Consider the following 25,542-nt stretch of genomic DNA (forward strand, 5'->3'; position numbering starts at 1 on the left):
TCGCCGCCACGGTCAGGCATTAGCATGGCTATCAGTGTTTTCGACCTTTTCAAGATTGGCATCGGCCCGTCCAGCTCCCACACCGTCGGCCCCATGCGCGCCGCGGCGACCTTTGCCCAGGCCCTGCGCGAGCGCAGCTTGCTGGCCCAGGTTCGCCGGGTCGAAGTACGTCTTTATGGCTCGCTGTCGGCCACCGGGGTCGGGCATGCCACCGACCGTGCCTGCCTGTTGGGGCTGATGGGCCAGTGGCCGGACCGGATCGACCCGCACAGCATCGAGCCACGCATCGACCAGCTGATGCAGGAGCAATGCCTGATGCTCGACGGCAGTCATCCGGTCGACTTCCAGTTCAGCCGCGACATGCGCCTGCTGGACGAAAGCCTGGCCTACCATCCCAATGCGATGACCCTGGAAAGCTTCGACGAGCAGGGCAGCCAGTTCAGCCAGACCTATTTTTCAGTGGGCGGCGGCTTCATCGTCGAACAAGCTGAGATCGATGCGCCTTCGAGCGACGAAGGCCTGGTCGAACTGCCTTACGAGTTTTCCAGCGGTGCCGAACTACTGGCCCTGTGCAAGGCCCACAACCTCAGCGTCAGTCAGTTGATGCTGGCCAACGAGTGCGCCTGGCGCCCGGAAAATGAAGTCCGCGAAGGCCTGTTGAAGATCTGGGCGGCGATGGGTGAGTGCGTCGACAACGGCCTGCGCAACGAAGGCATCCTGCCGGGCGGGCTCAAGGTCAAGCGCCGGGCGGCGCGCCTGCACCGCAGCCTGCAGGAGGTGGGCAAGCCGAACGTGATCGGCTCGACTCTCAGCGCCATGGAGTGGGTCAACCTGTTCGCCCTGGCGGTCAACGAAGAGAACGCCGCCGGCGGGCGCATGGTCACCGCGCCCACCAACGGCGCAGCCGGCATCATCCCGGCGGTGCTGCACTACTACATGAAATTCAACCCCGGCGCCTGTGACGACGATGTGGTGGCGTTTCTCCTGGCCGCTGCCGCAGTGGGCATCCTGTGCAAGAAGAACGCTTCGATTTCCGGCGCCGAAGTCGGTTGCCAGGGTGAAGTGGGCTCGGCCTGCTCGATGGCTGCCGCAGGGCTCGCCGAGGTGCTTGGCGCGACCCCGCCGCAACTGGAAAACGCCGCTGAGATCGCTCTGGAGCACAACCTCGGGCTGACCTGCGACCCGGTGGGGGGGCTGGTGCAGATCCCGTGCATCGAGCGCAATGCGATTGCCGCGGTGAAGGCCATCAACGCCGTGCAGATGGCCTTGCGTGGCGACGGCGAGCACTTCATCTCCCTCGACCGGGTGATCCGCACCATGCGCGATACCGGCGCGGACATGCACGCCAACTACAAGGAAACCTCCCGCGGCGGCCTGGCCGTCGCGTTCGTCGAGTGCTGAAAAACAAGCGCTGACTGCGTGGGGGCGGGCGTGCTCCCACAACGTGCCGCAAAACCTGATTGAACCTGCAACACCCGCTGTACCTGCGACAAAAACAACTACAAGGCGATACCCATGACTGATGTACAAAGCACCACGAGCGTTCGTGCGCATTCGGCTGCCCCGGCTTCGGCCAGTGGCTCGACCACCTGGAACCGCCACGACACTACCTGGGCCCTGGGCCTGTATGGCACGGCGATCGGCGCCGGCACCCTGTTCCTGCCGATCAACGCCGGGGTCGGGGGCTTCTGGCCGCTGCTGATACTGGCGCTGCTGGCCTTTCCCATGACCTTCTTCGCCCACCGCGCCCTGACGCGCTTCGTGCTGTCCGGGCGCAAAAGTGGCAACGAGGACATCACCGAGGTGGTGGAGGAGCATTTCGGCGTGGGTGCCGGCAAGCTCATCACCTTGCTGTACTTCTTCGCCATCTTCCCGATCCTGCTGGTCTACAGCGTGGCATTGACCAATACCCTGACCAGCTTCTTCGAGCACCAGCTGCACATCGGCGCGCCGCCCCGAGCGCTGTTGGCATTACTGCTGATCTGCGGGTTGATGATCGTGGTGCGCTGCGGCCAGCAGATCATCGTCAAGGCCATGAGCGTGCTGGTGTATCCCTTCGTCGCCTCCTTGCTGCTGCTGGCGCTGAGCCTGATCCCCAACTGGAACGGCGCTTTCTTCGCCCAGGCCAACGAGGGCATCAGCGCCTCGAAGCTGTTGCTGACCTTGTGGCTGGCGATTCCGGTGATGGTGTTCTCGTTCAACCATTCGCCGATCATCTCGGCCTTCGCCGTCGACCAGAAGCACCGCTATGGCCATGATGCCGACCGCAAGAGTGGCCGGACCTTGGCCACGGCCCATGTGATGATGGTGCTGACAGTGATGTTCTTCTGCTTCAGCTGCGTGCTGGCCCTGAGCCCGGCGGACCTGGCTGCGGCCAAGGCGCAGAACATCTCGATCCTGTCGTACCTGGCCAACCACTTCCAGACCCCGGTGATCGCCTTCGTCGCGCCACTGATCGCGCTGGTGGCAATCACCAAGTCTTTCCTCGGCCACTACATCGGTGCCAGCGAAGGCTTCCAGGGCATGATCGTCAAGAGCCTGCGTGGGCGCGGCAAGACCTGGCCGGCCAAGCGCCTGGAGCGCGCCACCGCGTTGTTCATGCTGGTGACCTGCTGGGCGGTGGCGACCCTGAACCCGAGCATCCTCGGGCTGATCGAGAGCCTCGGTGGGCCGGTGATCGCCTGCCTGCTGTTCCTGATGCCGATGTACGCGGTACAGAAGGTACCAGCGTTGCGCCAGTACTCGGGCAAGCTGTCGAATGTGTTCGTGGTGCTGATCGGCTTGACCACGCTGTCGGCGATCGCCTACAGCTTCATGGCCTGACCTAAGACGCGGGGCAAGCCCGCTCCCACGTGAACGCGTGGGGGGAGGACTTGCCCCGCGGACCGTTCAGATCAGACGCTTTCCAGGTGCCTGATCGCGGCCTTCAGGCGCTCCGCTGGTTGCGGTTGATCCTGGTGGGTGATGTCCGGCGCCTTGCGCACGCGGCCATGCTGGTCGACCCAATGGCCGTTGATGAAGTAGCGGTAGCTGGCGGTGCCGGCATTCCAGCCCTGGTCGAGCAAACCCTGCAGGTGGAAGGTCTGGGCAATCTGGCTGAGTGGGCCGCTTGGGCTGCCATCCAGGTGCAGGACAATCGACGGGCTACCCGCAGGCGCGAACGGCAGTTCGCTGTAGCCACCCCACACCTTGGCCTGGAACACCTGAACCGGATGCGTGGCCCGGATGATGGAAGCCCTGCCTGTAACCTTCTTCTGCACGGTATTTACCAGCAGGTCGAGGGTCAGGATCGGTGCGCCGAGCAGCCCGTTGCTGACGTTCAGGCGGGTATGAAAAAGTCCGAAGGACATGCTGATTCTCCTTGTCTGCTCAGGCTTTCTTGGCGGCCTTGGCGGCCGGGCTTTTGGTCGAGGCGAGGGCCTGTTCCAGGGCTTTGCCCACGGCACCGCTGGTCAGATGCTTGATTTGCGCGACATCACCGGTGGCGATCACTGCCTCCACGGTGGCGTTGTGCAGTTCGGTCGTCAGGTCGACGTTCGCCAGCGTCTGGATGCGCTTGAGCTCCAGCACGACGGGTACGTTGTCCACCTCGATCCAGCGCTGGCCGTTGTAGTAGCGGTAGCTGGCCGTGCCTTTCTGCCAGTCCTGGTCGAGCAGCGCGCGCAGTTCGAACTGTTCCGGCGAGTTGGCGTGTGGGCCGCCATGGTTGCCACGCACCGTCAGCAGGATCTTGCCTTCGCTTGGCGGCTGCACGGTGAGGTAGCTATAGGTGCCCCAGACATCCAGCGCCAGCTCCAGCGGTGGGTTGGTGGTCTGGGTGATCAGCGCGTGGCCGTTGACGCTGCGGTCTGGCGTGTAGACCAGCAGGTCGAGCTGCAGGCGCGGGGCACCTGGCGCGTTGGTACCAATGAGGTAGGACACCGGGAAAAGACCTTCCGACGGTGCGAGCAGCGATTCAGACATGATTGCCTCCGTTGCCTTCGATGAATGAAAAACCAATAGCCATTGCGGCGCAGGCGGGCGAAGCGGCGGAGGAGGTGGGAGACCGGGCGGGGAGAACAGGCTTGCCCGGTGCGAGCAGCTGTTGGCAGCCGGCTTGTGCAGCCATCCCTGGTACGCGGTGCCGCCTGCCTGGCAGCCCGCTTGAGTTAAGCAGGCCGGCCAGGCAGTGATGGCATTTTTACAGCATGGCCGACGGGCGGTCGCGCATTGACCATTTGGTCACTTATTTGGCTTTCTGCTGCAGGGCCACGAAGCTGCGGCGCATGTCGCTGGCCCAGCCATCGAGCACCGGTTTGACGTCGTTCAGGGTCAGCTGCGTGGTGTCGTTCTCCAGGTCCTTGCCACTGCCCTTGCGAACCACCTGGGCCAGCACATTCTGGCTGGCGCCATCGAGGAAGGCCGCTTCCACGGCGATGTCCACGGCCTGGTCGCGGCCTCCGGCGGCGGTATTGACCGCTGCGGCGACCAGGGCGATGGGGATCACTTCATAGGGCTTGAGGCCTTCGGTGCTGGTAGAGACCGCAGTGATCGCCGGGCGCACCACGATGGTATTCGGGCCGGGCTCCTTGACCAGGGTAAGCACGCTGCCCAGTTCGCGACGCATCGCTTCGTTGAAGTAGCGGGTGATCTCTTGCAGGGTCTGCGCCGAGATCACGTTGGTCGGCTGCGGCTTTGGGTAGAACTGGCTCGGTTCGATGAACACCTTGGTGTACTGGCTGGCCTTCACGTCCGGGTCGATCCAGCGCATGACCGGCGCCCCGGAGATGCTTTCGGCCGGCTTCAGGCGGCTGTAGTCCTTGAGAAACCCGGAGTAGTCCTTGGGATCGACCCGGTTGCTGGAGCAGGCAACCAGGGCCAGCAGAGCAGCGCACAGCAGGGTAGTGCGAGGCAGGTGCTTCATGATGACGAGGTCCATGAGGGAAGGGGCCAGAACAACGCTAGCAGGTGGTGGGCCGAAGGCCAGTTTCCGGGTCTTTGATGGGCTGTGTAGTAACCCCAAGTGACGCTGAATCACAGGCATTACAGGGCCGTCATCCCAGCGCCTCGCGCAAGCGATACCACAGCATCCCCAGCGCCAGCAGCGGCGAGCGCAGTGCCTTGCCGCCGGGGAAGGTCAGGTGCGGCACCGCGCGGAACACATCGAAGCCGTGGCTTTGCTCGGTGGCGATGGCTTCGGCGAGCAGTTTCGCGGTCCAGTGGGTGACGTTCAGGCCATGCCCGGAGTAGCCCTGGGCATAGAACACGTTGGGGTGCTGGCTGAGCCGGCCGACCTGGGGGAAGCGGTTGGCGGTGATGCCGATCATGCCGCCCCACTGGTAGTCCAGGCGCACCTCGGCCAGTTGCGGGAACACCTTGAGCACCTTGGGCCGCATGTAGGCACCGATGTCCTTGGGGTCACGGCCGGAATAGTGGCAGGCGCCACCGAACAGCAGGCGGTTGTCGGCGGTCAGGCGGTAGTAGTCCAGGCCCACTTTCTGGTCGCACAGCGCCATGTTCTGCGGGATCAGTGTACGCGCCAGGTCTTCGGGCAGCGGCTCGGTCGCCACCACGTAGCTGCCCGCCGGCAGCACCTTGCCAGTCAAGCGTGGCTCTAGTTCGTCAAGGTGGGCGTTGCAGCCGAGTACCAGGCTCTGCGCGCGCACCTGGCCGCGGGCGGTGTGCAGGGTGACCGTACTGCCATGTTCTATGCGCAGTACCGGGCTCTGCTCGAAGATGCGCACTCCCAGGCCATGGGCGGCGCGGGCTTCGCCCTGGACCAGGTCGAGCGGGTGCAGATGGCCCGAGCCCATGTCGACCAGGCCGCCGGCGTACAGGTCGCTGGCGACGATCTCGTGCATGCGCTCAGGGCCGACCAGGCGGGTCTCGTGCGGGTAGCCCAGTTCGGCGAGGTCGCGTTGCTCGTCCTCGAATGCGGAGAACTGGGCAGGGGTGTTGGCCAGCTCGCAGAACCCCCAGCGCAGGTCGCAGTCGATGCCATATTGCGCGATACGGCGGGCGACCAGCGCCACCGAGTCGATCCCGGCCTGCTTGAGGTAACGCACGCCGTCCTGGCCGACGTGCCGGGCAAAGCCCGAGACGTCATGGCCGATGCCGCGGATCAGTTGCCCGCCATTGCGCCCGCTGGCGCCCCAACCGATGCGGCGAGCCTCCAGCAGGATCACCGAGAGGCCGCGTTCGGCCAGCTCCAGGGCCGCGTTGACCCCGGTCAGGCCACCGCCGACCACGCAGACATCGGCCAGCAGGTCCTGGTCGAGCGCGGGGTAGGTCGCCGCCTGGCGCGCCGAGGCGGCGTAGTAGGAGGCAGTGTGTTCAGTCATGTGAGGCATGGGTGTGCTCGGCTCAGCGATTGGACTTGATCTTGCTCCAGGAGCGGGTCATCTGCCGCAGGATCGGCGGGCTCTGCATGCTCGAGACATACAGTTTGTCCAGCACCTCCTGGGGCGGGTAGATCTCGGGGTTGTCGACCAGCGCCGGGTCCATGTCGGCCTTGGCGTCAGGGTTGGCGTTGGCATAGCCGACCGTGGCACTGACCTTGGCGATCACCTTGGGGTCGAGCAGGTAGTTGATGAAGGCCAGGGCCTGCTCGGGGTTCTTGGCGTCCTTGGGGATGGCCAGCAGGTCGAACCACAGGTTGCTGCCTTCCTTGGGAATGCTGTAGGCGACCTTGACGCCGTTGCCGGCCTCTTCGGCGCGGTGCGCGGCCTGCAGTACGTCGCCGGAGTAGCCGAAGGCGATGCAGACATCGCCATTGGCCAGGTCCGATACGTACTTGGAGGAATGGAAGTAGGTGATGTACGGGCGCAGCTCCAGCAGGCGGGCCTCGGCTTTTTTGTAGTCATCGGCCTTCTCGCTGCGCGGGTTCATTCCCAGGTAGTTGAGCATGGCGGGGTAGAGCTCGTCGGGCGAGTCCATGAACGCCACGCCGCACTGCTTGAGCTTCTTCAGGTTCTCGGCTTCGAACAGCACGGCCCAGGAGTCGATCCTGTCGATGCCCAGCACCGCCTTGACCTTGTCGACGTTGTAGCCGATGCCGTTGGTCCCCCAGAGGTACGGTACGGCGTACTGGTTGCCCGGGTCGTTCTGCTCCAATTGCTTGAGCAGTTTCGGGTCCAGGTGCCGCCAGTTCGGCAGCTTGCTGCGGTCCAGCGGCAGGAACGCGCCGGCCTGGGCCTGGCGCGCGAGGAAATGGTTGGAGGGCACGACCACGTCGTAGCCGGTGCGCCCGGCAAGCAGCTTGCCCTCCAGGGTTTCGTTGGAGTCGAACACGTCATAGACCACCTTGATCCCGCTGCTGGCCTGGAAGTCGGCCAGGGTGGTGTCACCGATATAGTCGGTCCAGTTGTACACGCTCACCGTCGGCTGGGCCTGGACGGCTGCGCCGAACAGCAGGGCGAAGGTTGCGGGGATCAAAGCTTGCGGATGACGCATGTCGACACCTCGTTGGTCTTGTTCTTGGAGTTCGGTGGTGTAGGGGCTGCTGTGCAGCCCCAAAGCGGATCACACGCTGAGCAGCAGGAATTCGCGCTCCCACGAGCTGATCACGCGCTTGAAGTTCTCGTGTTCGGCGCGCTTGACCGCGACGTAGCCCTGGACGAACTGCTGCCCGAGGTACTGCTGCACCTTTTCGCAGTCTTCCATGTGCTGCAACGCGTCCTCGATGGTGATCGGCAGGCGCAGGTTGCGCCGCTCATAGGCGCGGCCCTGTACCGGGGCGCTGGGCTCGAGTTTCTCGACCATGCCGATGTAACCGCACAACAGGCTCGCGGCGATGGCCAGGTAGGGGTTGGCGTCGGCGCCGGGCAAACGGTTTTCCACGCGCATCGCTTCGGGGCTCGAGGTTGGCACGCGCAGGCCGGCGGTACGGTTTTCCTCACCCCATTCGACGTTCACCGGCGCCGAGGTGTCGGGCAGGAAGCGGCGGAACGAGTTGACGTTCGGCGCGAACATCGGCAGCAGCTTGGGGATGTACTTCTGCAGGCCGCCGATATGGTGCAGGAACAGCTCGCTCATGCTGCCGTCGTCATTGGCGAAGATCGGCTTGCCGGTTGCGATGTCGACCACGCTCTGGTGCAGGTGCATGGCGCTGCCCGGCTCGTCGGTGATCGGCTTGGCCATGAAGGTGGCGGTGACGTTGTGCTTGAGCGCCGCCTCGCGCATCGTGCGCTTGAATACGGTGATCTGGTCGGCCAGGTCCAGAGCGTCGCCGTGGCGGAAGTTGATCTCCATCTGCGCCGGGCCGTCTTCATGGATCAGCGTGTCGAGGTCCAGGCCCTGGATTTCGCACCAGTCGTAGACGTCCTCGAACAACGGGTCGAATTCGTTGGCGGCATCGATGGAAAACGACTGACGGCCACTTTCGGCGCGGCCCGAACGGCCCAGCGGCACTTGCAGCGGCAGGTCAGGGTCCTCGCAGCGCTGGGTCAGGTAGAACTCCATCTCCGGCGCGACGATCGGCTGCCAGCCCTTGTCGGCATACAGCTTGAGGACTTTCTTCAGCACGTTGCGCGGCGACAGCTCGATCGGGTTGCCCTGCTTGTCGAAGGTGTCGTGGATGACGATCGCGGTCGGTTCGATGGCCCAGGGGATCTGGTACACCGCCGTGGGGTCGGGGCGGCAGACCATGTCGATGTCGGCGGCGTCGAGCAGGCTGTAGTAGATGTCGTCATCGACATAGTCGCCAGTGACAGTCTGCAGCAGCACGCTTTCGGGCAGGCGCATGCCGCGCTCGTGGAGGAACTTGGCGGTCGGGGCGATCTTGCCGCGAGCGATGCCGGTCAGGTCGCTGATCACGCATTCGACTTCGGTGATCCGGTGTTCTTTCAGCCAGGTGGACAGCTGATCGAAGGGGGCGTTCATACAAACCTCTTGGTTGGGTAGTTGTGGTGGGACGCAAGGCGTTGAGTGCCGAGGGCACTTCCCACAGGTGACGCTGAGGACTATCTTGGTCGCTGCGCCCCAGGGCGATCTATCCACTTTCTTCGGCAACGAATGCACCAAAAGAGTGCAACTAGGACAGCGCGTGACAACGCCAACCGCCTTGCAGGTCCAGCATTACCGCACCACCGATGTGACCGAACAGACCCGCGCCACCCCCGGCTGGCAGCAGCAATACCGACAGATGTCCCCCGGGCATTTCAACGGTCAGTTGCGCTGGCTGGGCCTTGATGGCGTGGAGGTGTACGAAGAGCGCCTGAACACCCGGGTCGAGCAGTTCTTTCGCGCCCCCAGCGGCGCCCTGGCGTTCTGCTTCGACCGCAGCGAAAACAGCCTCTACCTGCTCAATGAAGACAGCCGCAATATCTGGATCACCCCGGAGAACTACCAGGAGGTGGCGGTGGTGTTCGAGCAGCCGTTTTTGGCCAGCCACGGCCTCGACCTGGAACGCCTGCGCGGCTTGTTCATGGTGCCGTTGACCTGCCAGCAGAACGCCTTGTTCGGCAACTGGCTGAGTGCCACGCTCACCCAGCTGGGCCAGGCCGATTGCCCGCTGGAGGGCGGGGCGTTGCGCGAGCAGTTGCTGGAGGACTGCCTGTTCATCCTCGACAACGCCGGGCAGCATCTGCAGGGGGATGCGCTGGGGCGGCGCGACGAGGAGCGGGCGATCATGCGTCGGGTCAGCGAGTGGGCCGCCGACTGCCCTGACGAAACCCTCAACCTGCTGCAGCTGGCCAAGGTCGCCGGGGTTTCCGTGCGTCAGTTGCAGCAAGCCTTCAAGGGTTTCACCAACCTGCCACCGGCGCATTGGTTGCGCCTGCGTCGCCTGAACGGCGCGCGGCGTGACCTGCTGGTGGGTGACGCAACCGTGGCCGAGGTGGCGATGCGCTGGTCGTTCTGGCACCTGGGGCGGTTTTCCGAAAGCTACCGGCAGCTGTTTCGCGAACTGCCGAGCGAGACGCTTCGGCGCTGCAAGAGCTGATGGAAGTCGAGCCCTTCGTGGGTGAAAATCTGCGCCCGTTGCCTCAGCTTGCTTGCCCCTGCCTGGTTGCAGGGGCAAGCTGGCAGATCAGTTGCGATCCAGCCATACCGTCTGGGCATTGGTGAACTCGCGCACGCCGAAGTGCGACAGCTCGCGGCCAAAGCCACTTTTCTTCACGCCACCGAACGCCACACGGGGGTCGGATGCGCAGTAACCGTTGATGAACACGCCGCCGGTGTCCAGCGCGGCGGTCATGCGCTCGGCCAAGGCATAGTCGGCGGTGTAGATGGTTGCGGCCAGGCCGAATTCGCTGTCGTTGGCCAGCGCCACGGCGTGGTCGGCGTCGCGGGCGCTGATGATCGCCGCCACCGGCCCGAACAGCTCCTGCTTGAAGGCGGTCATGTCCGGGGTGACGTCGGCGAATACGGTCGGCTCGTAGAAGTTGGCCGCGCCTTCGACCTTCTTACCCCCCAGCAGCAGGGTGGCGCCTTCGGCGAGGGTTGCCTGGACCTGGCCGTCGAGTTCATCGCGCAGGTCGTAGCGGGCCATCGGGCCGATGTAGGTGGCGTCGTCCAGCGGATTGCCCATGGTCAACGCACGGGTGGCCTCGACGAACTTGTGGGTGAACGCCTCGACAATGCCTTCTTCGACAATCAGGCGCTTGGCGGCGGCGCAGACCTGGCCGGTGTTCTGGTAGCGGCCGATCACGGCGGCCTTCACCGCGGCATCGAGGTCGGCATCGGCCAGTACGATGAACGGATCGGAGCCGCCCAGCTCCAGCACGCACTTCTTCAGCGCCGCGCCCGCTTGCGCACCGATGGCCATGCCGGCGCGCACGCTGCCGGTCAGGGTGATGGCGGCGATGCGCGGGTCGTTGATGGCGCGGGTGACGCCGTCCGGAGTGACATTGAGCACCTCGAACACGCCTTCAGGCAGACCGGCGCGTTTGAACAGGTCGGCCAGCAGGTAGGCGCTGCCCATCACGTTGGGCGCGTGCTTGAGCACGTAGGTGTTGCCCGCCAGCAGCGCCGGCACCGCGCCGCGCAGCACTTGCCAGACCGGGAAGTTCCACGGCATCACGGCGAGGATCGGGCCCAGCGGTCGGTATTCGATACGGGCCTTGTCGATCTGGGTCGGCTCCGGCGCCAGCATGGCCGGGCCATGTTCGGCGTACCACTGGCACAGGCCGACACACTTGCTGACTTCACCGCGGGCCTGGCTGATCGGCTTGCCGATCTCGCGGGCGATCATCTGCGCGAAGGCCTCGGCGTTGGCCTGCAGGGCCTGCCCGAGCGCGACCAGGTACTCGCTGCGCTGACCCAGCGACACTTGGCGCCACTGGCTGTAGCCTGCCTTGGCGCGTTGCAGCGCCGCGTCCAGTGCGGCGTCGGTGTCGAAGGCGTAATGGCCGATCCGTTCGCCGCTGTAGGGGTCGACGGAGATGGCGTGGGTCAGGCTGCTGATCTCGCTCATGGCAGGACTCTCATTGTTCTGATGGGGTGAGCGCAGACTAGTGGTGGCGCGCTTTAATGAAAACTGAATAATAATGAGCGAAACATTCACGTTTGGAGAATGACTGTGGACCTGGTGCAACTCGAGATGTTCAAGGCCGTGGCCGAGCACGGCAGCATCAGCGCCGCCGCCCAGCAGATCCATCGGGTGCCGTCGAACCTGACCACCCGTATCAAGCAATTGGAGGAGGACCTGGGCGTCGAGCTGTTCATCCGTGAGAAGAGCCGCCTGCGCCTGTCGCCGGCCGGCTGGAACTTCCTCGAGTACACCCGGCGTATCCTCGACCTGGTACACGAGGCGCGCCTGACCGTGGCGGGGGAGGACCCGCAGGGCACTTTTGCCCTTGGTTCGCTGGAAAGCACTGCCGCAGTACGTATCCCGGCCTTGCTGGCGGCCTACAACCAGCGTTATCCGAAGGTCGACCTGGACCTGTCCACCGGGCCGTCGGGGACCATGCTCGAAGGGGTGTTGTCCGGGCGCCTGGTGGCGGCTTTCGTCGATGGACCGGTGCTGCACCCGACGCTGGAAGGCATGCCGGTGTTCGAGGAGGAGATGATGGTCATCGCGCCGCTCAACCACCCGCCCGTGACCCGTGCCCGTGACGTCAATGGCTCGAGCATCTACGCTTTTCGCGCCAACTGCTCGTACCGCCACCACTTCGAAAGCTGGTTCGTCCATGACCAGGCGGTGCCGGGCAAGATCCACGAGATGGAGTCTTACCACGGCATGCTCGCCTGCGTCAGTGCAGGCGCAGGCCTGGCGATGCTGCCGCGCAGCATGCTCGACAACATGCCGGGGTGCAGCACGGTCAGTGCCTGGCCGATGGCCGAGGACTTCCGCTATCTCAAGACTTGGCTGGTGTGGCGGCGGGGCACGGTGTCGCGCAGCTTGAGCATGTTCATCAAGTTGCTCGAAGAACGTCGTGAGCTGCCCTCGGCTTGAAGGGCAGCGTCACCCGGATTAACGGTGCGTCGACAGGCGAACCCGAGCCGCGGAAAGCGCTCCAAACTGTGTAGACCATCCCGTGGAGGGAGGAATGCACCATGCGCACTCATCATTACGGCCTTTGCGCCGCGCTGTTGCTGACACTGGCCATGCCTTGGAGCCTCGCAGCGGCCACCGGCCTGAATACCCCCATCGATCCGCAGGGCGTGCAATTGCAGCCCCAGCAACAGAACGGCATACGTTATCTGCAGGGCGGTATCGGCCAGGATGAAGCCGATGCCCTGCGCCGCACCCCCGGCTACGATCTGCACATCACCCTCTCGACCGGTGCCGAAGGCAAGTTTCAGAGTGGTGCCACGGTGGATATACAGTCGGTCCAAGGGCAGTCAGTACTGATGTTGCAGGATGTCGGCCCGTTGATCTTCGTGCAATTGCCCCCTGGGCAATACCGTGTGGTCGGCAATGCCGAGGGCCAGACGGTGCAGCAGCAGGTGCTGGTGGACGGCAAGGCACCGGCGCGGGTTGATCTCAACTGGCGGTAAGGTTCCTGTCCCAGGGCGAGTGACGCCCAGGCAAGGTTGATAGCTGGTAGAGCACGAGGAGGCGGAATATGGCTGCACCAATGGCAAGCGCCTAATGTCCCTTAGCCAATAGTGGCAAATCACTTCCCACTCTCAGTACATTCTGGCAATAATCAAAGAAGTATTACCGCTTGTAACCCTTGTATAGTCTGGGGTTGCCAACGCAGGAAGAACGAGAGGCTTAGCCTCCATTGACGCAGGGACGCGCATTTCGCGGCCCTGCCCGTGAAGACCATCAGGAGAAAGTCATTGATGAAAACCCGTCTCGCCACAACGTTGGCCGCGGCCGTGCTGGCGTTCGCCGGCGCCAACCTGGCCCAGGCCGCGCAGGTGTCGGCTGCCGTGGGTGCTACTGGCCAGGGCGACATGACCTACCGCATCGGCCTGTCCTTCGACTGGGACAAGAAATGGCTTGAGAGCGGCACCGGTCATCTGACCGGATACTGGGATGCAGCCTACACCTACTGGGAAGGCGGTGAGGCCAGTGGGGCCCACTCGCTGTCGATCAGCCCGGTGTTCGTCTATGAGTTCAGTGGCTTCACCTACACCCCGTTCATCGAGGCGGGTATCGGCCTGGCGGCGTTCTCCAAGACCGACGTGGGCGACCAGCGCCTGGGCTCGTCGGTGAACTTCGAGGACCGGATCGGTTTTGGCCTCAAGTTGCCGGCGGAGCAGAAGGTCGGCATTCGCGCCATTCATTATTCCAATGCCGGGCTTAAACAGCCAAACGACGGGATCGAGTCGTACTCGCTGTTCTACAGCAAGGCGTTCTGAGTTCCCCCAGGCTACTGATTGTAGGGCGAGCCTGCTCCCGCAGTGTGGGAGCAGGTTTGCCCCACGATGGCATTCAGCGCACAGCCTTTATCGCCAGCACATTACACAGCGGATGCTCCAACACATGCGCTGTGGTGCCACCGAGAAACGCCTGCAACGCATCGTGACGGTGGTTACCCATGACGATCACATCGACCCGATGGGTGGCGATGTAGTGGGTGATCGCCTTGACCGCCGGCCCTTCGAGGAAGTGGCGGCGTTCCAGGTCGATCTGGTAGTGATCGCCCAGGCGGTTGAATGCCGCGCGCTGGGCCGTGCGCAGGCTGGTGTCGAAGCCGGGCATGGTCACGGTGCCGGCGCCAAAGTCGGCGATATGGCTCCTGGTCGCATCGCACACATGCAACAGATGCAGCTCAGCGTTGCACTGCAGGGCCAGGGCATGAGCGCTGCGGAATACCGCATCGTCCAGGTGCTCGCCGGCGCCATGGCTGTTGAGGTCGACCGCCGCGGCGATCTGTCGGGGCAGGGGCAGGCGGATATCGCTGACCAGGTGCACCGCCACCGGGCTGTCCTTGAGCAGTTGCCAGTCCAGCGGAGTGACCAGCAGGCGCTTGAGGATGGGTTCGTGCTGCACGTCCTTGACCAGCAGGTCGCAGCCCAGCCGCTCGACCTGTTCAAGCACGCTGCCCAGTGGATCACGGCTCAGCAGCAGTTCGGTAGAGACATCCAGGCCGGCATTACGCAGTTGCTCGGCCTCGTCGGCCAGCCATTGGCGGTTGTCCTCGAGCAGGCGCTCGCGCTCACGGCTGTCGCTCATCAGGCCGAAGGTGTCGATATCGTCGACGAAAACGTTGAGGTCCAGCAGGGCCCCACTGGACTCGGCCAGCGCCGCGGCGCGCTGCAGGGCAGGCGTATGGCGCATCTGCGGGCCGAGCATGACCAACAATCGCTTGAACTGGCTCATCTCACACCTCCACGTGTGGCTGCCCCCTGTTCAGTCTAGACCCGCCGCCGGTGACGTCCGCTGGAGCGACGACGGGTCATGCCTCAGTGCGGCGCGCGCGGGATGGTCTTGAGTAGGTCTTCCGGGCTGATGTGTCCGACCACCTGGGCCACCGCGCTACCTGGGGTCGGCAGGTCGATGATATGGCTCTTCATCTTGCCGATCACATGCATCTCGCAGGGTTTGCAGTCGAACTTCAGGGTGAGCACTTCATCGCCCTGGATCAGTTGCATCGGCGCCACCTTGGTGCGCACGCCGGTCACACCCTTGGCCTGCTTGGGGCACAGGTTGAAGGAGAAGCGCAGGCAGTGCTTGGTGATCATCACCGGCACTTCGCCGTGTTCTTCATGAGCCTCGTAGGCGGCGTCGATCAACTGCACGCCGTGGCGGTGGTAGAAGTCACGGGCCTTCTGGTTGTAGACGTTGGCCAGGAACGACAGGTGCGACTCTGGGTACACCGGCGGTGGCGTGGTCTCGGCCTTGCGCCCGCCACGGGGATGGGCCTTGATCCGCGCTTCTGTCAGTGCCTCGATGGCCTCGCGACGCAGCGCCTTGAGCTGCGAGTTGGGAATGAAGAACGCCTGGGGCGCATCGATTTCGATGGCGTCGGCGTGGTACATCGTGGTGCCCAACTGGCCGAGCAGGTCGTGCAGTTGCTCGAGCGCCTGTTCCGGCTTGTTGGCGGTACCGAACGGACCGTCCAGCGCGACCTGCACGCTGACCCCTTCCTCGCTGCCGAGGGTCAGCAGCAAACGCTGCTCACGCAGCACGGCATGCCATTCGACAGCCACCCGGCGCTCTGACGACGTACGCTGCAACGCCTGTTGCCAGTTGTGGTCGAGGTTGCGCGAAAGCGGATGGTTTGGGCGGAGCTTGTACAAGCCCTCGGGCATCTCGTTGGGCTCGACTCGGTAGCGGTAGCGCTTCTGGCCGTCCTCCTCGGATTCGCTTCTCAGCTCGGCGATGTTGGCGCGGAAGCCCACCACCTCGCGTTTGACCAGCACGTTGAGGCCGTCGCCGTTGGTCAGCGGGACATCGGTGGTCACAAGCAGGTCGCGCTTGCCGACTTTCTCGACCACACCCACTGGCAGGCCAGTGAAGGTTGGAGAGTCGAAGGCGCCGATGTCGATCTTGCGGTCGCTGACGAAGTAGTCGGTGCTGCCACGGTGGAAGGTTTTGTCCGGATCCGGCACGAAGAAGTGTTCGGTGCGGCCACTGGAGGCGCGAGCCAGCTCGGGGCGGTCCTCGAGGATGGCGTCGAGTTCCTTGCGGTAGTGGGCGGTGATGTTCTTCACATAGCCCATGTCCTTGTAACGACCTTCGATCTTGAACGAGCGCACACCGGCATCGACCAGGTCGCGCAGGTTGGCGGTCTGGTTGTTGTCCTTCATCGACAGCAGGTGCTTCTCGAAAGCGACCACGCGTCCCTGGTCGTCCTTGAGGGTATACGGCAGGCGGCAGGCCTGGGAGCAATCGCCGCGATTCGCACTACGCCCGGTCTGGGCGTGGGAGATGTTGCATTGGCCGGAGAAGGCCACGCACAGCGCGCCATGGATGAAGAACTCGATGGCGGCGTCGGTCTCGGCGGCGATGCTGCGGATCTGCTGCAGGTTCAGCTCGCGGGCCAGCACCAGCTGGGAAAAGCCGGCCTGGTCGAGGAACTTGGCCCGCTCCAGGGTGCGGATATCGGTTTGGGTGCTGGCATGCAGCTCGATCGGCGGGATATCCAGCTCCATCACCCCCAGGTCCTGCACGATCAGTGCATCGACACCGGCATCGTATAGCTGGTGGATCAGCTTGCGTGCTGGCTCCAGCTCGTTGTCGTGGAGGATGGTATTGATGGTGGTGAACACGCGGGCATGGTAGCGCCGGGCGAACTCGACCAGCTCGGCGATGTCGCTGACCTCGTTGCAGGCGTTGTGGCGCGCGCCGAAGCTCGGGCCGCCGATATAGATGGCGTCGGCGCCGTGCAGGATCGCCTCGCGGGCGATGCTCACGTCACGGGCAGGGCTGAGCAGTTCCAGGTGGTGCTTTGGAAGGGACATGTCGTTATAGGTTCGGGCTGTCACGGTAAGGCGGGCATTGTAGCGGTGAAATGGAGTGGCAGCATCTTTAACTGATGAATCCGCCTGGCCAGGTGCGACTACCGGGTTCGATAGCGCAGTACACCTGGTAATTCTGTCAGTGTTGCCCACGGCGCATCGCTGTTAACGTCAAACGATACCGACCGGCCGCGAGGGCGCCATGGTTCACACACATCTGAGCAGGGCCGACAGACAGCTGTCAGTGCTTGGCGATACCAGGGCCTATCCGCCCTATGGGGCGTTGACCCTGGTAATCGGACATCGATTGGCTTATTGCGGGCAGATGCGCGAACCGGGGACAGGTACTTATCACCTGGGAAACGGGCATCGGGTTTTCAATCCGCGGTTGATGCGTTTCTGCTCATCTGACCGGTTGAGTCCGTTCGGCAAAGGCGGGATAAATACCTATGCCTACTGTCAGGGAGATCCGGTAAATTATCATGATCGTGATGGGAGAGCCCCCACTGTTTCAAGCGTGACACCTGCTCTGGATTCGACTGCTACTTCGACTTGGTCGTGGTTGTTTGAAGTGAAGAATTTGCAATTTGCCTTGCCCATCATGGAAGCGTCGACGGCTACTAGACTGCCAAAGCATATAGAATCGACAATGAGTATAGTTGAATACGCTGTGGTCAAAAATCGACTGATTAAAAATTCTCCGGAGGACGCTAGTAGTTTGCCGGACGTTTCGAAGTGGGATGTGTTAAAGCTTGGCGTGGCGGCAGCGACAAGTGCGGGGGCTTACTTAGCGGCTTATAGTAGTTTGGCGGCTTCGTATAATGACGCGCGCGCTGGAGGCCAGAATAAAAACATTTCGGATGAGCAAAAGTCCGCGATACTCATGGGTGGTGTATTTGCTGCAGCGATTTCGTATTATTCTGATAAATCTGTCAAGGGGATAGGGAAGAAGTATGACGGGTATCTTACTCGAGCGAAAAACATAGAAATCAGGCGTTTGGGCGGGCCGGATCAACTCTTGGTTAATCATGGTAGCGGGGGTGATGAAACCTGAGTTTGTCAGTAAGTAACCGTTCCAGATGGATCCTTGATTATGGTCATCCCCGCAGTCGAAGCCGAGCAGACTACGCTGCGGGAACTGGCGCACCTCAGCCCTTGGCCGCCATCGCCGTTACCTCGACCCGCATTCCCTCAAACGCCAGGGAAGCCACACCCACTGCAGCCCGCACCGGCCATGGTTTTTTGAAGAACCGCTGGTACACCTCGTTGAACGCCGCCCGGTCAGCCATGTCAGTCAGGTAGATGGTCAGGTGCAACACCCGGTCCATCGAGCTGCCGGCGCGCTCCAGGGCAACTTTCAAAGCCTGCAGGGTACATTCGCACTGGGTGGTGATGTCGCCCAGCTCGAGGCTGCCGTCGGCCTGCACGGGGATCTGGGTGCTGACCAGGATGCCGTTGTACTCGGCAACGTCCGAGGAGATCGAGTCGGCGTCCGGGTCGGGGGTGTAGATGATGTCGCTGTGTGCCATGAGGTTTCGCCTTGCAACGGAAGGAAACCGCCAAGCCTACGCGAGCGGGCAGGGCAGGTCGAGGCAGGACGGTCGGTCGCGGGCATTTGAAATACCTGGCCGGGACCGGCAGAATCGCGCTCCACCCGGCCACAGGCGCCGGGCCCTGGTGGTGAAAAGAGGCTTTTGTTGAACGAACACACATTGTCCATGCGCCTGGAGCGCGTGGCAGCCCATGTGCCGGCGGGCGCGCGACTGGCCGATATCGGCTCGGACCATGGCTACCTGCCGGTGGCGCTGGCGCGTCGGGGCGCGATTATCGCGGCCGTGGCCGGCGAAGTGGCGCTGACGCCGTACCAGGCCGCGCAGCGCACCGTGCGCGACAACGGCCTGGAAGACCGCATCACCGTGCGCCATGCCAGTGGCCTGGCAGCCATCGAGCCAAATGATGGCATCACCGCAGTCAGTATCTGCGGCATGGGCGGCGAGACCATTCGCGACATTCTCGAAGCCGGCAGGCAACACCTGGGCGGCCACGAGCGGTTGATCCTGCAACCCAACGGCGGTGAACAGGCCCTGCGCCAGTGGCTGATGGACAACGGCTATCGGATCGTCTGCGAGGAAGTGCTGCGGGAAAACCGTTTCGACTATGAAGTCATCGTCGCCGAACGTACCGAGTCGGTCAGCTACAGCGCCGAGCAGCTGTACTTCGGCCCACTGCTGATGCAGGCGCGCAGCCCGGCGTTCCTGTTCAAGTGGCAACGCATGTTGCGCCAGAAACACCAGACCCTGGCCAATTTCGCCCGGGCGCGCCAGCCAGTGCCCGAGGAAAAGGTGCGCGATATCACCCGTCAGGCGCAGTGGATTACCGAGTTGCTGGCGTGAAGCGCCTCACCTTGGATTGACTACGCTGGCTGGCACCTTCAGCACCAGCACGGCGCCCATTACGATGGCCACGGCCAGTACCTGCAAGGCCAGGCCCGGGTTGGCGGTGCTGTCGCGCATCCAGCCGATCAGGTAAGGCGCGGCGAACGAGGCGATACTGCCGAACGAGCTGATCATGGCGATACCGGCGGCCTGGGCGCCGCCCGCCAGGAAGGCCGGCGGCAGTTGCCAGAACATCGGCAGCGCGGCGCTGGCGCCCATGCCCGCGACCACCAGCCCGCTCATCACCAGCAAGGCGTCGTCCGGCGCCCATCCGGCCAGGGCGATGCCGGCGGCGGCCATCAGTAACGGCCCGCACAGATGCCAGCGGCGTTCGCGGTGACGGTCGGACGAGCGGCCGCAGCCGAGCATGAACAGGCATCCGGCCAGATAAGGGATGGCGCTGAGCAGGCCGACCTGGCCATCGCTGCCGATGCCGGCGCCGTGAATCAGGCTGGGCATCCAGAAAGCCAGGGTGTTGACTGCCAGCATCACCGCGAAATAGATCGCCACCAGCAACCAGACATGGGCGTCGCCCAGCAGCCCGCGCATCGAGTCGATCGGCTTGTGCCGTTCCTCGAGGGCCATTTCCTCGCGCATTGCACGCTTCTGATCGGCGGTTAGTCAAGCCACCTGCTCGAAGTTGTCCGGCAGGGCCTTGAGCACCACCAGCCCGAGCAACACCACCGGCAGCCCCTCGATCAAGAACATCCACTGCCAGCCCCACATGCCACCCTGGTCGTGAAACGCCTGCAGGATGCCGCCGGACAACGGCCCGCCGACCACCCCGGCCAAGGGCACGGCGATGGCGAACAACGCCGTGATCTGGGCACGGCGCCGGGCCGGATACCAGCGATTGAGCACTACGAGGATGCCGGGGAAGAAACCGGCCTCGGCCACGCCCAGCAAGAAGCGCAAGGCATAGAACCCGGCGTCGTCCTGCACCCACATCATGGCAGTCGACAACAGCCCCCAGACCACCATCAAGGTGGCGATCCAGCGCCGCGGGCCGACCCGCTCCAGGGCCAGGTTGCTGGGCACGCCGAACAGCGCATAGGCGATGAAGAACAGGCCGGCGCCCAGGCCGTAGACCGTGTCGGAAAAGCCCAGGTCGGCGCTCATCTGCATCTTGGCGAAGCCGATGTTGATGCGGTCCAGGTGGGCGAACAGGTAGCACACCAGCAGCAGTGGCATCAGCCGCCAGGTGATGCGGGCGTGAGTTGCGTCGCAGGCGCGCACGGACGGGGCCGTGGAGGTATCGATCGTATTCATGGTCCGGGACGTTCTTGTTGTTGTCCCGGCAGATCATGCGGCGCCGTGTCAGGCGGGCAAATGCACTTTCAGCAAGATGGCTGGTATTTTTGCCACGGGGTTACAGCTGCGAGCACTGGCCCATCTGGCGGTAGTCGACTTCGTGGGTCTGGCCCTGGTGGTCGACGTAGACCATGTGCGCGGTGCCGACCTGGCAATCGGCGTCGTTGCTGGCCGGAGTAATCGAAACGACCTTGGCGATGTCCAGCGGCATGCCGTATTCGTAGGTGCTGGAGCTGTTGTCGGCGAAGGCGCCGAACGAGGCGAGGGTGGCGCTGAGGGCGAGCAGGGCAATCGAACGTTTCATGACAGGTACCTCATTTATTGCGGATAGCTAATGATCCATTCATTTGTGTTTCACAATAAATGGGCTATCCCGTGATAGATTCCTGCCTTTCATGTATGAATGAGAGTGCCTGCCCATGGACATGCTGCATGCGATGCGAACCTTCGCCCGGGTAGTGGAGTGCGGCAGTTTCGCCGGCGCGGCCCAGGCCCTGGATATTTCCGCCGCGCAGGTGTCGCGAATCGTCGCCGAGCTCGAGAATCAGCTGCAGACCCGCCTGTTGCACCGCACCACCCGGCGCCTGCGCATGAGCGAGGCGGGCGAGCGCTTTCTCGAGCGCACCCGGCAGATCATGCTGCTCACCGAAGAGGCGGTGGACGAGGCGCGCGGCGCCCATCTCACGCCCCGTGGCCGCCTGCGCTTCCACTGTACCCATGGCCTGGGGCTGTTGATGATGCCGCTGGTGGCGCGCTACAACGCCACATGCCCGGAAGTGGTGATGGAACTGACCCTGTCGCAGCGCAACCCAGACCCGCTGGCCGAGGGGCATGACGTAGTAATCACCATCGGCCAGGGCCTGCCTGACTCGCAACTGATCGCCATCCCGCTGGGTAGCATCCACAGCATCCTGTGCGCCTCCCCGGATTACCTTGCCCGCCACGGTATACCCGAGCGCCCCGAGGATTTGCACAGACACGTCTGCTTGCGCACCGTGGACCCGCTGTTCGAGGAGGACTGGTCGTTCGAAGGCCAACCCGACAATTGCGTGATCGTGCCCCAGGACACTTTCCTCACCAACGTCGCGGACGCCATGCTCAAGGCCACCGAGTTGGGCATGGGGGTCGGCCTGCTGCCCTACTACTCGGCGAGTCAGGCCATGCAGGAGGGGCGCTTGTGTCGGTTGCTGGCGCCGCATCGGCTGCGCCAGCGCGAGATCTATGCGATCTATCCGTCACGGCATTACCTGGATGCCAAGGTGCGTACCTGGCTGGACTTTCTCAAGGAGCAGCTGCCGTTGTTGTTTGCCGAGCACCAGCGCGTGGTGGACGAGCCTCGATACTGGCGGTGAAGGCCGTTCGCTTCGCGGGTCACCGGCTGTCCTGATCTTCGGCGCTGCCACCTGAAGCCCCGGCGCCGCTGCCGGTGGCTTCGCCGGTACTGTTGGAGCCGCCAGCGGCACCGTCGGCGGCGTCAGAGTCGGTACCGGTGTCACTGCTGTCGTTATCCTTGCCACCGGGGGTGTTTACGCTGCTGCCTTCACCGGCGGTCTTGCCCTGCTCGGAAGTGTGCTCTTTGTGCGTGCCGCTCCCGTTCATGTCGGTGGCCGCGAGAGTGAGGGTGGCGGTGCTGCCCAGCATCAGGGCCAGCAGCAAGGCGAGGGGACGTGGATTGACCATGGTGAATCTCCTGTCGGATGACTGTCATGGTTGGGCTATCACGGCGGCGCCAAGGTGCCCGTCAAGCGACGGACGGTCCTTGGCGTCAGGCGTCAGTGGGCGTCAGGACGAGGCGCCTGTTGGCCCGGCATGACATCCATCGCTTCCAGCGTCGGGTGCTCCTGCGCCGCGTGCATCAGGTCTTCGGTCACCCGCAGCTCCGCGCCGGTCGGCGAGAAGGTGGCGGTCGGCGCGAACGGCGCCGGGTGCTCCGGTGCCGGGCGCTTGCCGCGACGCCACAAGAAGAACCCGACCATGACCAGGTTGATCACGGCGAAGGCCCAGAACAGCCCGACTTCGCCGTAGGCGGTCATCATCGGCGAAATGGCCAGCGGGGCCATGGCCGAGCCCAGCGAGTTGATCAGCAGCAGCCCCTGGATCATCGGCACCAGCGCATCGGCCGGAGCGCGGTCGGCGGCGCTACTGACAGCCACCGGGTACAGCGCGAACACGCCGCCGCCGAGCAGGAATAGCAGCGCCGGCAGCAGCACGGTGTCGGCTGGCAGCAGCACGATCAAAACCGATAGCACGGTACACAGGGCGGCCAGGGCGATCAGCACGTCCTGCCGATCCTTGCGGTCGGACCAGCGCCCGACCGGATATTGCAGCAGCATGGCACCGAGGATCACCCAGGCCATCATGTCGCCGGTCTCGCCGACGTCCAGGCCGATGCGTTGCAGGTACAGCGGCAGCAAGGCATAGATGCCGGCGATGGCGACCCCCGAGCCGAAGCAGCCGACCAGCCCGGTCGGCGCCACGCCCAACAGTTGCCGCGGTTTGAGCGGCTCGACCTGATCCAGCAGTGGCGATACCCGGGGCAGGATCACGATCGGCAGCACCGACAGCGTGGCGAGCATGCCGGCGACCATGAACGGCGCGGTCTCGCCCCAGCCAGTGACCTCGCCCAAGGCGGCCTGGGCGATTACCCCCGCGCCATAGAAGGCGATCATGTACAGCGCCAGCAGGCGCCCACGGATCTTCGCGTCACCGGCCAGCAGCAGCCAACTCTCGATCACCAGGAACACGCCGACCGCCGCCCAGCCGTTGATCAGCCGCAGTACGAACCACCAGGTGGTGTCGTAGAACAGGCCTTGCAGCAGGATAGTCGCGCCGATCAAGGCGGCGAAACTGCTGTAGGCGCGGATGTGGCCGATGCGCAAGATCAGCCGGTCGTTGAAGATCGCGCCCAGGGTCAGGCCGATGAAGTAGGCCGACGACACCACGCCGATCATGGTCGCCGATTCGCCGGCGGCGCCCAGGCGCAGGGTGGTCAGGGAAGACAGCACGCCATTGCCCAGGGCAATGATGAACAGGCCGAGCAGGGGTGCCAGCGCCATCGCCAGCAAACGCACAGACATAGTTACCTCAAGGTTGAAAAGAGCTCAGAAGCACCTTTTCGGCTGCACGTGGCGGACAGCGACGTACAGTGCGGCCTGGGCGGGATGCGAGCTTGGCAAGAGTCAACCGCGGGGCCTGTTGGGTGAAGGCCTGGCGGGGCGGTTGAGCCTGTGGCACATGCGCGATGTGTGAGGCACGGACGCGGTCTTTGCGGGGGCTTGCCACCGGTTGGGGCGACGGGCGAAAAGGAGGCGGGATTTTAAGGCCTGTACAGGATTTGCCAAGAGGGAAAAGGCTGCGACGAGAGGCCGCAGGGGTCAGGCTGTGTTGCGCGCGACCAGCAGCAGGGATTGCGGCACCTGGCTCTGCGGATGTTGCGGCTCCTGCAGTTCGACCAGGTTGAAACCCGCCAGCTCCAGTGCCTTCAGCCAGCTGCCGAGGGTGCGGAAGTACCATGGCATCGGGCGCCAGTCGCCGGCGAACCCGACGAATGACTCCTCGCGCCAGCCATCCTGGTAAATGCCGGCGGCTGCCGTCCAGGGGTGCAGTGTCTGGATCAGCAGTGTGCCGTCGGGCCGCAGCAGATCCCGCATGGTGATGAGCAGGGGAATGATGTCTTGCTGCAGCAGGGAGAAGTTGGCGCAGATCAGCTCATGATCGTGGCCGATGCCCGGCACGCCTGCGATCACTTGTTCGTAGCTGGCCAGGTGGACCTGCGCCGAACCCGCTTCCCGTGCGGCGGCGACCAGGGTCGCATCGCCATCCACTCCGACCGCTTCGATGCCCCTTGCGGCCAATGCACGGAGCAGCCAACCCTCGCCGCAGCCCATATCCAGCACCCGACAGGGCTGGCGGCCGAGCACGGCCAGGAGTATCGCCTGATCGGTGACCTGGCGGCGGGACTCGATGGCGCCGGAGCGAACGGCTTCGATCCAGGCCTGGGCGTTGTGCTGCCAGCTGTCCAGCTGTGGGTCGGTAACCATGGTAATGCTCGGGGTCTAGGGTGGCTGTAGCATAAACCAGTCTTGTGCGCGTGCCCCTTTGCTCTGCACACTGGCGCTTCTGGGAAGGAGCATGGCATGGCACTTGCGAAAGCGGATTTCACCACGCGCCTGCTGGTTGACGCGGGTATCGGCCCCGGCATGCGCGTGCTCGATGTCGGGTGTGGCAGTGGCGATGTTAGCTGGCTGCTGGCCGGCCTGGTAGGTGACGACGGCGCGGTGGTGGGTATCGACCGGGCGGCTGGCGCCCTGGAGATCGCGCGCCAGCGTGAAAGCCGCAAAGGGGCGGCGGTACCTGAGTTCGTGGCTGCCGAACTGTGCGCGTTGCCCGCGACCCTGGGGTTGTTCGACGCCATCGTCGGACGGCGGGTGCTGATGTACCAGGCGGATCCGGTCAAGGCATTGCGCGCGTTGGCTCGGCACCTGCTGCCTGGCGGGCTGATGATCTTCCAGGAGCATGATGGCAGCATGGCCGCGCCGAGCCAGGCGTCATTCCCGTTGCACCACAAGGCCCAGCAATGGTTGAGGCGCATGCTTGCCCATGAGGGGGCGGACCTGCAGATCGGCTTCAACCTGCACCGTGTGTTCAGCGAGGCGGGGCTGACGGTCGAGGACCTGCGTGCCGAATGCCTGGTGCAGACGCCCGACAACGCCTACCCGCTGGGTGAGATCATCCGCGCTTGCCTGCCGCGGATCATCGCCAATGGCGTGGCCACGGCGCGGCAGGTTGGGATCGACACATTGCAGGCGCGGTTGGATGTCGAGCGGCGACGGTCGCAGGATATCTATATCGGCGATGTCGCCTTCGGTATTTGTGCGCGCAAGCGGTGAGTCATGTAGTTAACTTGCGCGAGGTGTATGTGGTGTTGAGTTAATGTGGTGACTGAAATATTTTTTAATATTAAATTTCCAAGCAAAAAATCTGTACTTCTTGCTCTTGCTCTTGCTCTTGCTCTTGCTCT

24 protein-coding genes and 1 pseudogene are annotated in these 25,542 nt (G+C 63.9%); 10 read left to right on the forward strand and 15 right to left on the reverse strand.

The features are described from left to right. Positions 1–24: 24 nt before the first annotated feature. Both BMY03_RS12565 and BMY03_RS12570 read left to right on the forward strand, forming a co-directional pair. The gene (locus BMY03_RS12565; protein ID WP_094011231.1) at positions 25–1,401 is read left to right on the forward strand and encodes an L-serine ammonia-lyase; all 1,377 of its coding nucleotides are present in this window, start codon (positions 25–27) and stop codon (positions 1,399–1,401) included. A gap of 114 nt (positions 1,402–1,515) precedes the next feature. Further along, on the forward strand, positions 1,516–2,823 hold the full coding sequence (locus BMY03_RS12570; RefSeq protein ID WP_094011232.1) for a serine/threonine transporter: 1,308 nt from the start codon (positions 1,516–1,518) through the stop codon (positions 2,821–2,823). 71 nt (positions 2,824–2,894) lie between these two features. Here the strand turns inward: BMY03_RS12570 and BMY03_RS12575 are convergent, their stop codons facing one another. From BMY03_RS12575 to BMY03_RS12600, 6 genes are all read right to left on the reverse strand, one after another. Beyond that, the gene (locus BMY03_RS12575) at positions 2,895–3,350 is read right to left on the reverse strand and encodes a DUF1842 domain-containing protein (protein WP_023631249.1); all 456 of its coding nucleotides are present in this window, start codon (positions 3,348–3,350) and stop codon (positions 2,895–2,897) included. 19 nt (positions 3,351–3,369) lie between these two features. Then, entirely contained in the window at positions 3,370–3,963 is a 594-nt protein-coding gene (locus tag BMY03_RS12580) for a DUF1842 domain-containing protein (protein ID WP_094011233.1), read from the reverse strand. A 262-nt stretch (positions 3,964–4,225) separates the two neighbouring features. Beyond that, complete coding sequence (locus BMY03_RS12585; protein WP_094011261.1) at positions 4,226–4,903, reverse strand: DUF3313 domain-containing protein; 678 nt, start codon at positions 4,901–4,903, stop codon at positions 4,226–4,228. A 130-nt stretch (positions 4,904–5,033) separates the two neighbouring features. Continuing rightward, the gene (locus BMY03_RS12590; RefSeq protein WP_094011234.1) at positions 5,034–6,329 is read right to left on the reverse strand and encodes an NAD(P)/FAD-dependent oxidoreductase; all 1,296 of its coding nucleotides are present in this window, start codon (positions 6,327–6,329) and stop codon (positions 5,034–5,036) included. A gap of 13 nt (positions 6,330–6,342) precedes the next feature. After that, the gene (locus BMY03_RS12595) at positions 6,343–7,431 is read right to left on the reverse strand and encodes a polyamine ABC transporter substrate-binding protein (protein WP_023631637.1); all 1,089 of its coding nucleotides are present in this window, start codon (positions 7,429–7,431) and stop codon (positions 6,343–6,345) included. Positions 7,432–7,500: 69 nt separating this feature from the next. Continuing rightward, a complete protein-coding gene (locus BMY03_RS12600) occupies positions 7,501–8,859 on the reverse strand; it encodes a glutamine synthetase family protein (RefSeq protein WP_028689491.1) in 1,359 nt (452 codons plus the stop codon). Positions 8,860–9,022: 163 nt separating this feature from the next. Between BMY03_RS12600 and BMY03_RS12605 the strand changes: the two genes are divergently transcribed. Then, positions 9,023–9,919, forward strand: a complete 897-nt coding sequence (locus tag BMY03_RS12605) for a helix-turn-helix domain-containing protein (RefSeq protein ID WP_023631636.1) — start codon at positions 9,023–9,025, stop codon at positions 9,917–9,919. An 87-nt stretch (positions 9,920–10,006) separates the two neighbouring features. On the opposite strand, the gene BMY03_RS12610 is transcribed toward BMY03_RS12605, so the two are convergent. Then, entirely contained in the window at positions 10,007–11,392 is a 1,386-nt protein-coding gene (locus tag BMY03_RS12610) for an aldehyde dehydrogenase family protein (protein WP_094011235.1), read from the reverse strand. Positions 11,393–11,497: 105 nt separating this feature from the next. Here BMY03_RS12610 and ptrR point away from each other — a divergent pair, with 105 nt between their 5' ends. From ptrR to BMY03_RS12625, 3 genes are all read left to right on the forward strand, one after another. After that, a complete protein-coding gene (ptrR, locus tag BMY03_RS12615) occupies positions 11,498–12,373 on the forward strand; it encodes a putrescine utilization regulator PtrR (RefSeq protein ID WP_094011262.1) in 876 nt (291 codons plus the stop codon). Between the two features lie 101 nt (positions 12,374–12,474). Further along, positions 12,475–12,918 (forward strand): hypothetical protein, encoded by a 444-nt coding sequence (locus BMY03_RS12620; RefSeq protein ID WP_023629989.1) that lies wholly within the window; start codon positions 12,475–12,477, stop codon positions 12,916–12,918. A 291-nt stretch (positions 12,919–13,209) separates the two neighbouring features. Next, positions 13,210–13,731, forward strand: coding sequence for an acyloxyacyl hydrolase (locus tag BMY03_RS12625; RefSeq protein ID WP_031314880.1), 522 nt, complete (start codon positions 13,210–13,212; stop codon positions 13,729–13,731). A gap of 73 nt (positions 13,732–13,804) precedes the next feature. Here BMY03_RS12625 and BMY03_RS12630 read toward each other — a convergent pair whose 3' ends face one another. Continuing rightward, on the reverse strand, positions 13,805–14,695 hold the full coding sequence (locus tag BMY03_RS12630; protein WP_094011236.1) for a universal stress protein: 891 nt from the start codon (positions 14,693–14,695) through the stop codon (positions 13,805–13,807). Between the two features lie 83 nt (positions 14,696–14,778). Next, positions 14,779–16,779 (reverse strand): peptidase U32 family protein, encoded by a 2,001-nt coding sequence (locus BMY03_RS12635; protein WP_094011237.1) that lies wholly within the window; start codon positions 16,777–16,779, stop codon positions 14,779–14,781. A gap of 199 nt (positions 16,780–16,978) precedes the next feature. On the opposite strand from BMY03_RS12635, the gene BMY03_RS12640 reads away from it, so the two are divergent. Next, positions 16,979–17,830 carry an RHS repeat-associated core domain-containing protein gene (locus BMY03_RS12640; protein ID WP_094011238.1) on the forward strand — a complete coding sequence of 284 codons (852 nt, stop codon included), beginning with the start codon at positions 16,979–16,981 and terminating at the stop codon, positions 17,828–17,830. A gap of 94 nt (positions 17,831–17,924) precedes the next feature. On the opposite strand, the gene BMY03_RS12645 is transcribed toward BMY03_RS12640, so the two are convergent. Further along, a complete protein-coding gene (locus BMY03_RS12645; protein WP_046855763.1) occupies positions 17,925–18,305 on the reverse strand; it encodes a RidA family protein in 381 nt (126 codons plus the stop codon). Positions 18,306–18,473: 168 nt separating this feature from the next. On the opposite strand from BMY03_RS12645, the gene BMY03_RS12650 reads away from it, so the two are divergent. Beyond that, positions 18,474–19,169, forward strand: coding sequence for a tRNA (adenine(22)-N(1))-methyltransferase (locus BMY03_RS12650; RefSeq protein WP_280513813.1), 696 nt, complete (start codon positions 18,474–18,476; stop codon positions 19,167–19,169). Between the two features lie 6 nt (positions 19,170–19,175). On the opposite strand, the pseudogene BMY03_RS12655 reads toward BMY03_RS12650, so the two are convergent. Together BMY03_RS12655 and BMY03_RS12660 are read right to left on the reverse strand one after the other, a co-directional pair. Then, positions 19,176–20,480: pseudogene (locus BMY03_RS12655) on the reverse strand (MFS transporter). A gap of 100 nt (positions 20,481–20,580) precedes the next feature. Then, on the reverse strand, positions 20,581–20,826 hold the full coding sequence (locus BMY03_RS12660) for a DUF2790 domain-containing protein (RefSeq protein WP_023631737.1): 246 nt from the start codon (positions 20,824–20,826) through the stop codon (positions 20,581–20,583). A gap of 115 nt (positions 20,827–20,941) precedes the next feature. Between BMY03_RS12660 and BMY03_RS12665 the strand changes: the two genes are divergently transcribed. Continuing rightward, positions 20,942–21,874, forward strand: coding sequence for a LysR family transcriptional regulator (locus BMY03_RS12665; RefSeq protein ID WP_038706042.1), 933 nt, complete (start codon positions 20,942–20,944; stop codon positions 21,872–21,874). A gap of 19 nt (positions 21,875–21,893) precedes the next feature. On the opposite strand, the gene BMY03_RS12670 is transcribed toward BMY03_RS12665, so the two are convergent. The 3 genes from BMY03_RS12670 to BMY03_RS12680 all read right to left on the reverse strand — a co-directional run bounded on the left by BMY03_RS12670 (position 21,894) and on the right by BMY03_RS12680 (position 24,562). Continuing rightward, positions 21,894–22,202, reverse strand: a complete 309-nt coding sequence (locus BMY03_RS12670) for a hypothetical protein (protein WP_094011240.1) — start codon at positions 22,200–22,202, stop codon at positions 21,894–21,896. Positions 22,203–22,294: 92 nt separating this feature from the next. Continuing rightward, positions 22,295–23,599, reverse strand: a complete 1,305-nt coding sequence (locus BMY03_RS12675; RefSeq protein WP_094011241.1) for an MFS transporter — start codon at positions 23,597–23,599, stop codon at positions 22,295–22,297. Between the two features lie 297 nt (positions 23,600–23,896). Then, a complete protein-coding gene (locus tag BMY03_RS12680) occupies positions 23,897–24,562 on the reverse strand; it encodes a class I SAM-dependent methyltransferase (RefSeq protein WP_094011242.1) in 666 nt (221 codons plus the stop codon). Positions 24,563–24,658: 96 nt separating this feature from the next. On the opposite strand from BMY03_RS12680, the gene BMY03_RS12685 reads away from it, so the two are divergent. Next, the gene (locus BMY03_RS12685) at positions 24,659–25,411 is read left to right on the forward strand and encodes a methyltransferase domain-containing protein (protein ID WP_094011243.1); all 753 of its coding nucleotides are present in this window, start codon (positions 24,659–24,661) and stop codon (positions 25,409–25,411) included. Positions 25,412–25,542 lie beyond the last annotated feature (131 nt).

Origin of the sequence: Pseudomonas soli, from assembly GCF_900110655.1 — a bacterium.
Taxonomy (GTDB): domain Bacteria; phylum Pseudomonadota; class Gammaproteobacteria; order Pseudomonadales; family Pseudomonadaceae; genus Aquipseudomonas; species Aquipseudomonas soli.

Coding starts and splice junctions, on each gene's coding strand:
- BMY03_RS12565 (WP_094011231.1), top strand. CDS start 25: ATGGCTATCAGTGTTTTCGACCTTTTCAAGATTGGCATCGGCCCGTCC.
- BMY03_RS12570 (WP_094011232.1), top strand. CDS start 1,516: ATGACTGATGTACAAAGCACCACGAGCGTTCGTGCGCATTCGGCTGCC.
- BMY03_RS12575 (WP_023631249.1), bottom strand. CDS start 3,350: ATGTCCTTCGGACTTTTTCATACCCGCCTGAACGTCAGCAACGGGCTG.
- BMY03_RS12580 (WP_094011233.1), bottom strand. CDS start 3,963: ATGTCTGAATCGCTGCTCGCACCGTCGGAAGGTCTTTTCCCGGTGTCC.
- BMY03_RS12585 (WP_094011261.1), bottom strand. CDS start 4,903: ATGAAGCACCTGCCTCGCACTACCCTGCTGTGCGCTGCTCTGCTGGCC.
- BMY03_RS12590 (WP_094011234.1), bottom strand. CDS start 6,329: ATGCCTCACATGACTGAACACACTGCCTCCTACTACGCCGCCTCGGCG.
- BMY03_RS12595 (WP_023631637.1), bottom strand. CDS start 7,431: ATGCGTCATCCGCAAGCTTTGATCCCCGCAACCTTCGCCCTGCTGTTC.
- BMY03_RS12600 (WP_028689491.1), bottom strand. CDS start 8,859: ATGAACGCCCCCTTCGATCAGCTGTCCACCTGGCTGAAAGAACACCGG.
- BMY03_RS12610 (WP_094011235.1), bottom strand. CDS start 11,392: ATGAGCGAGATCAGCAGCCTGACCCACGCCATCTCCGTCGACCCCTAC.
- BMY03_RS12620 (WP_023629989.1), top strand. CDS start 12,475: ATGCGCACTCATCATTACGGCCTTTGCGCCGCGCTGTTGCTGACACTG.
- BMY03_RS12625 (WP_031314880.1), top strand. CDS start 13,210: ATGAAAACCCGTCTCGCCACAACGTTGGCCGCGGCCGTGCTGGCGTTC.
- BMY03_RS12630 (WP_094011236.1), bottom strand. CDS start 14,695: ATGAGCCAGTTCAAGCGATTGTTGGTCATGCTCGGCCCGCAGATGCGC.
- BMY03_RS12635 (WP_094011237.1), bottom strand. CDS start 16,779: ATGTCCCTTCCAAAGCACCACCTGGAACTGCTCAGCCCTGCCCGTGAC.
- BMY03_RS12640 (WP_094011238.1), top strand. CDS start 16,979: ATGGTTCACACACATCTGAGCAGGGCCGACAGACAGCTGTCAGTGCTT.
- BMY03_RS12645 (WP_046855763.1), bottom strand. CDS start 18,305: ATGGCACACAGCGACATCATCTACACCCCCGACCCGGACGCCGACTCG.
- BMY03_RS12660 (WP_023631737.1), bottom strand. CDS start 20,826: ATGAAACGTTCGATTGCCCTGCTCGCCCTCAGCGCCACCCTCGCCTCG.
- BMY03_RS12665 (WP_038706042.1), top strand. CDS start 20,942: ATGGACATGCTGCATGCGATGCGAACCTTCGCCCGGGTAGTGGAGTGC.
- BMY03_RS12670 (WP_094011240.1), bottom strand. CDS start 22,202: ATGGTCAATCCACGTCCCCTCGCCTTGCTGCTGGCCCTGATGCTGGGC.
- BMY03_RS12675 (WP_094011241.1), bottom strand. CDS start 23,599: ATGTCTGTGCGTTTGCTGGCGATGGCGCTGGCACCCCTGCTCGGCCTG.
- BMY03_RS12680 (WP_094011242.1), bottom strand. CDS start 24,562: ATGGTTACCGACCCACAGCTGGACAGCTGGCAGCACAACGCCCAGGCC.
- BMY03_RS12685 (WP_094011243.1), top strand. CDS start 24,659: ATGGCACTTGCGAAAGCGGATTTCACCACGCGCCTGCTGGTTGACGCG.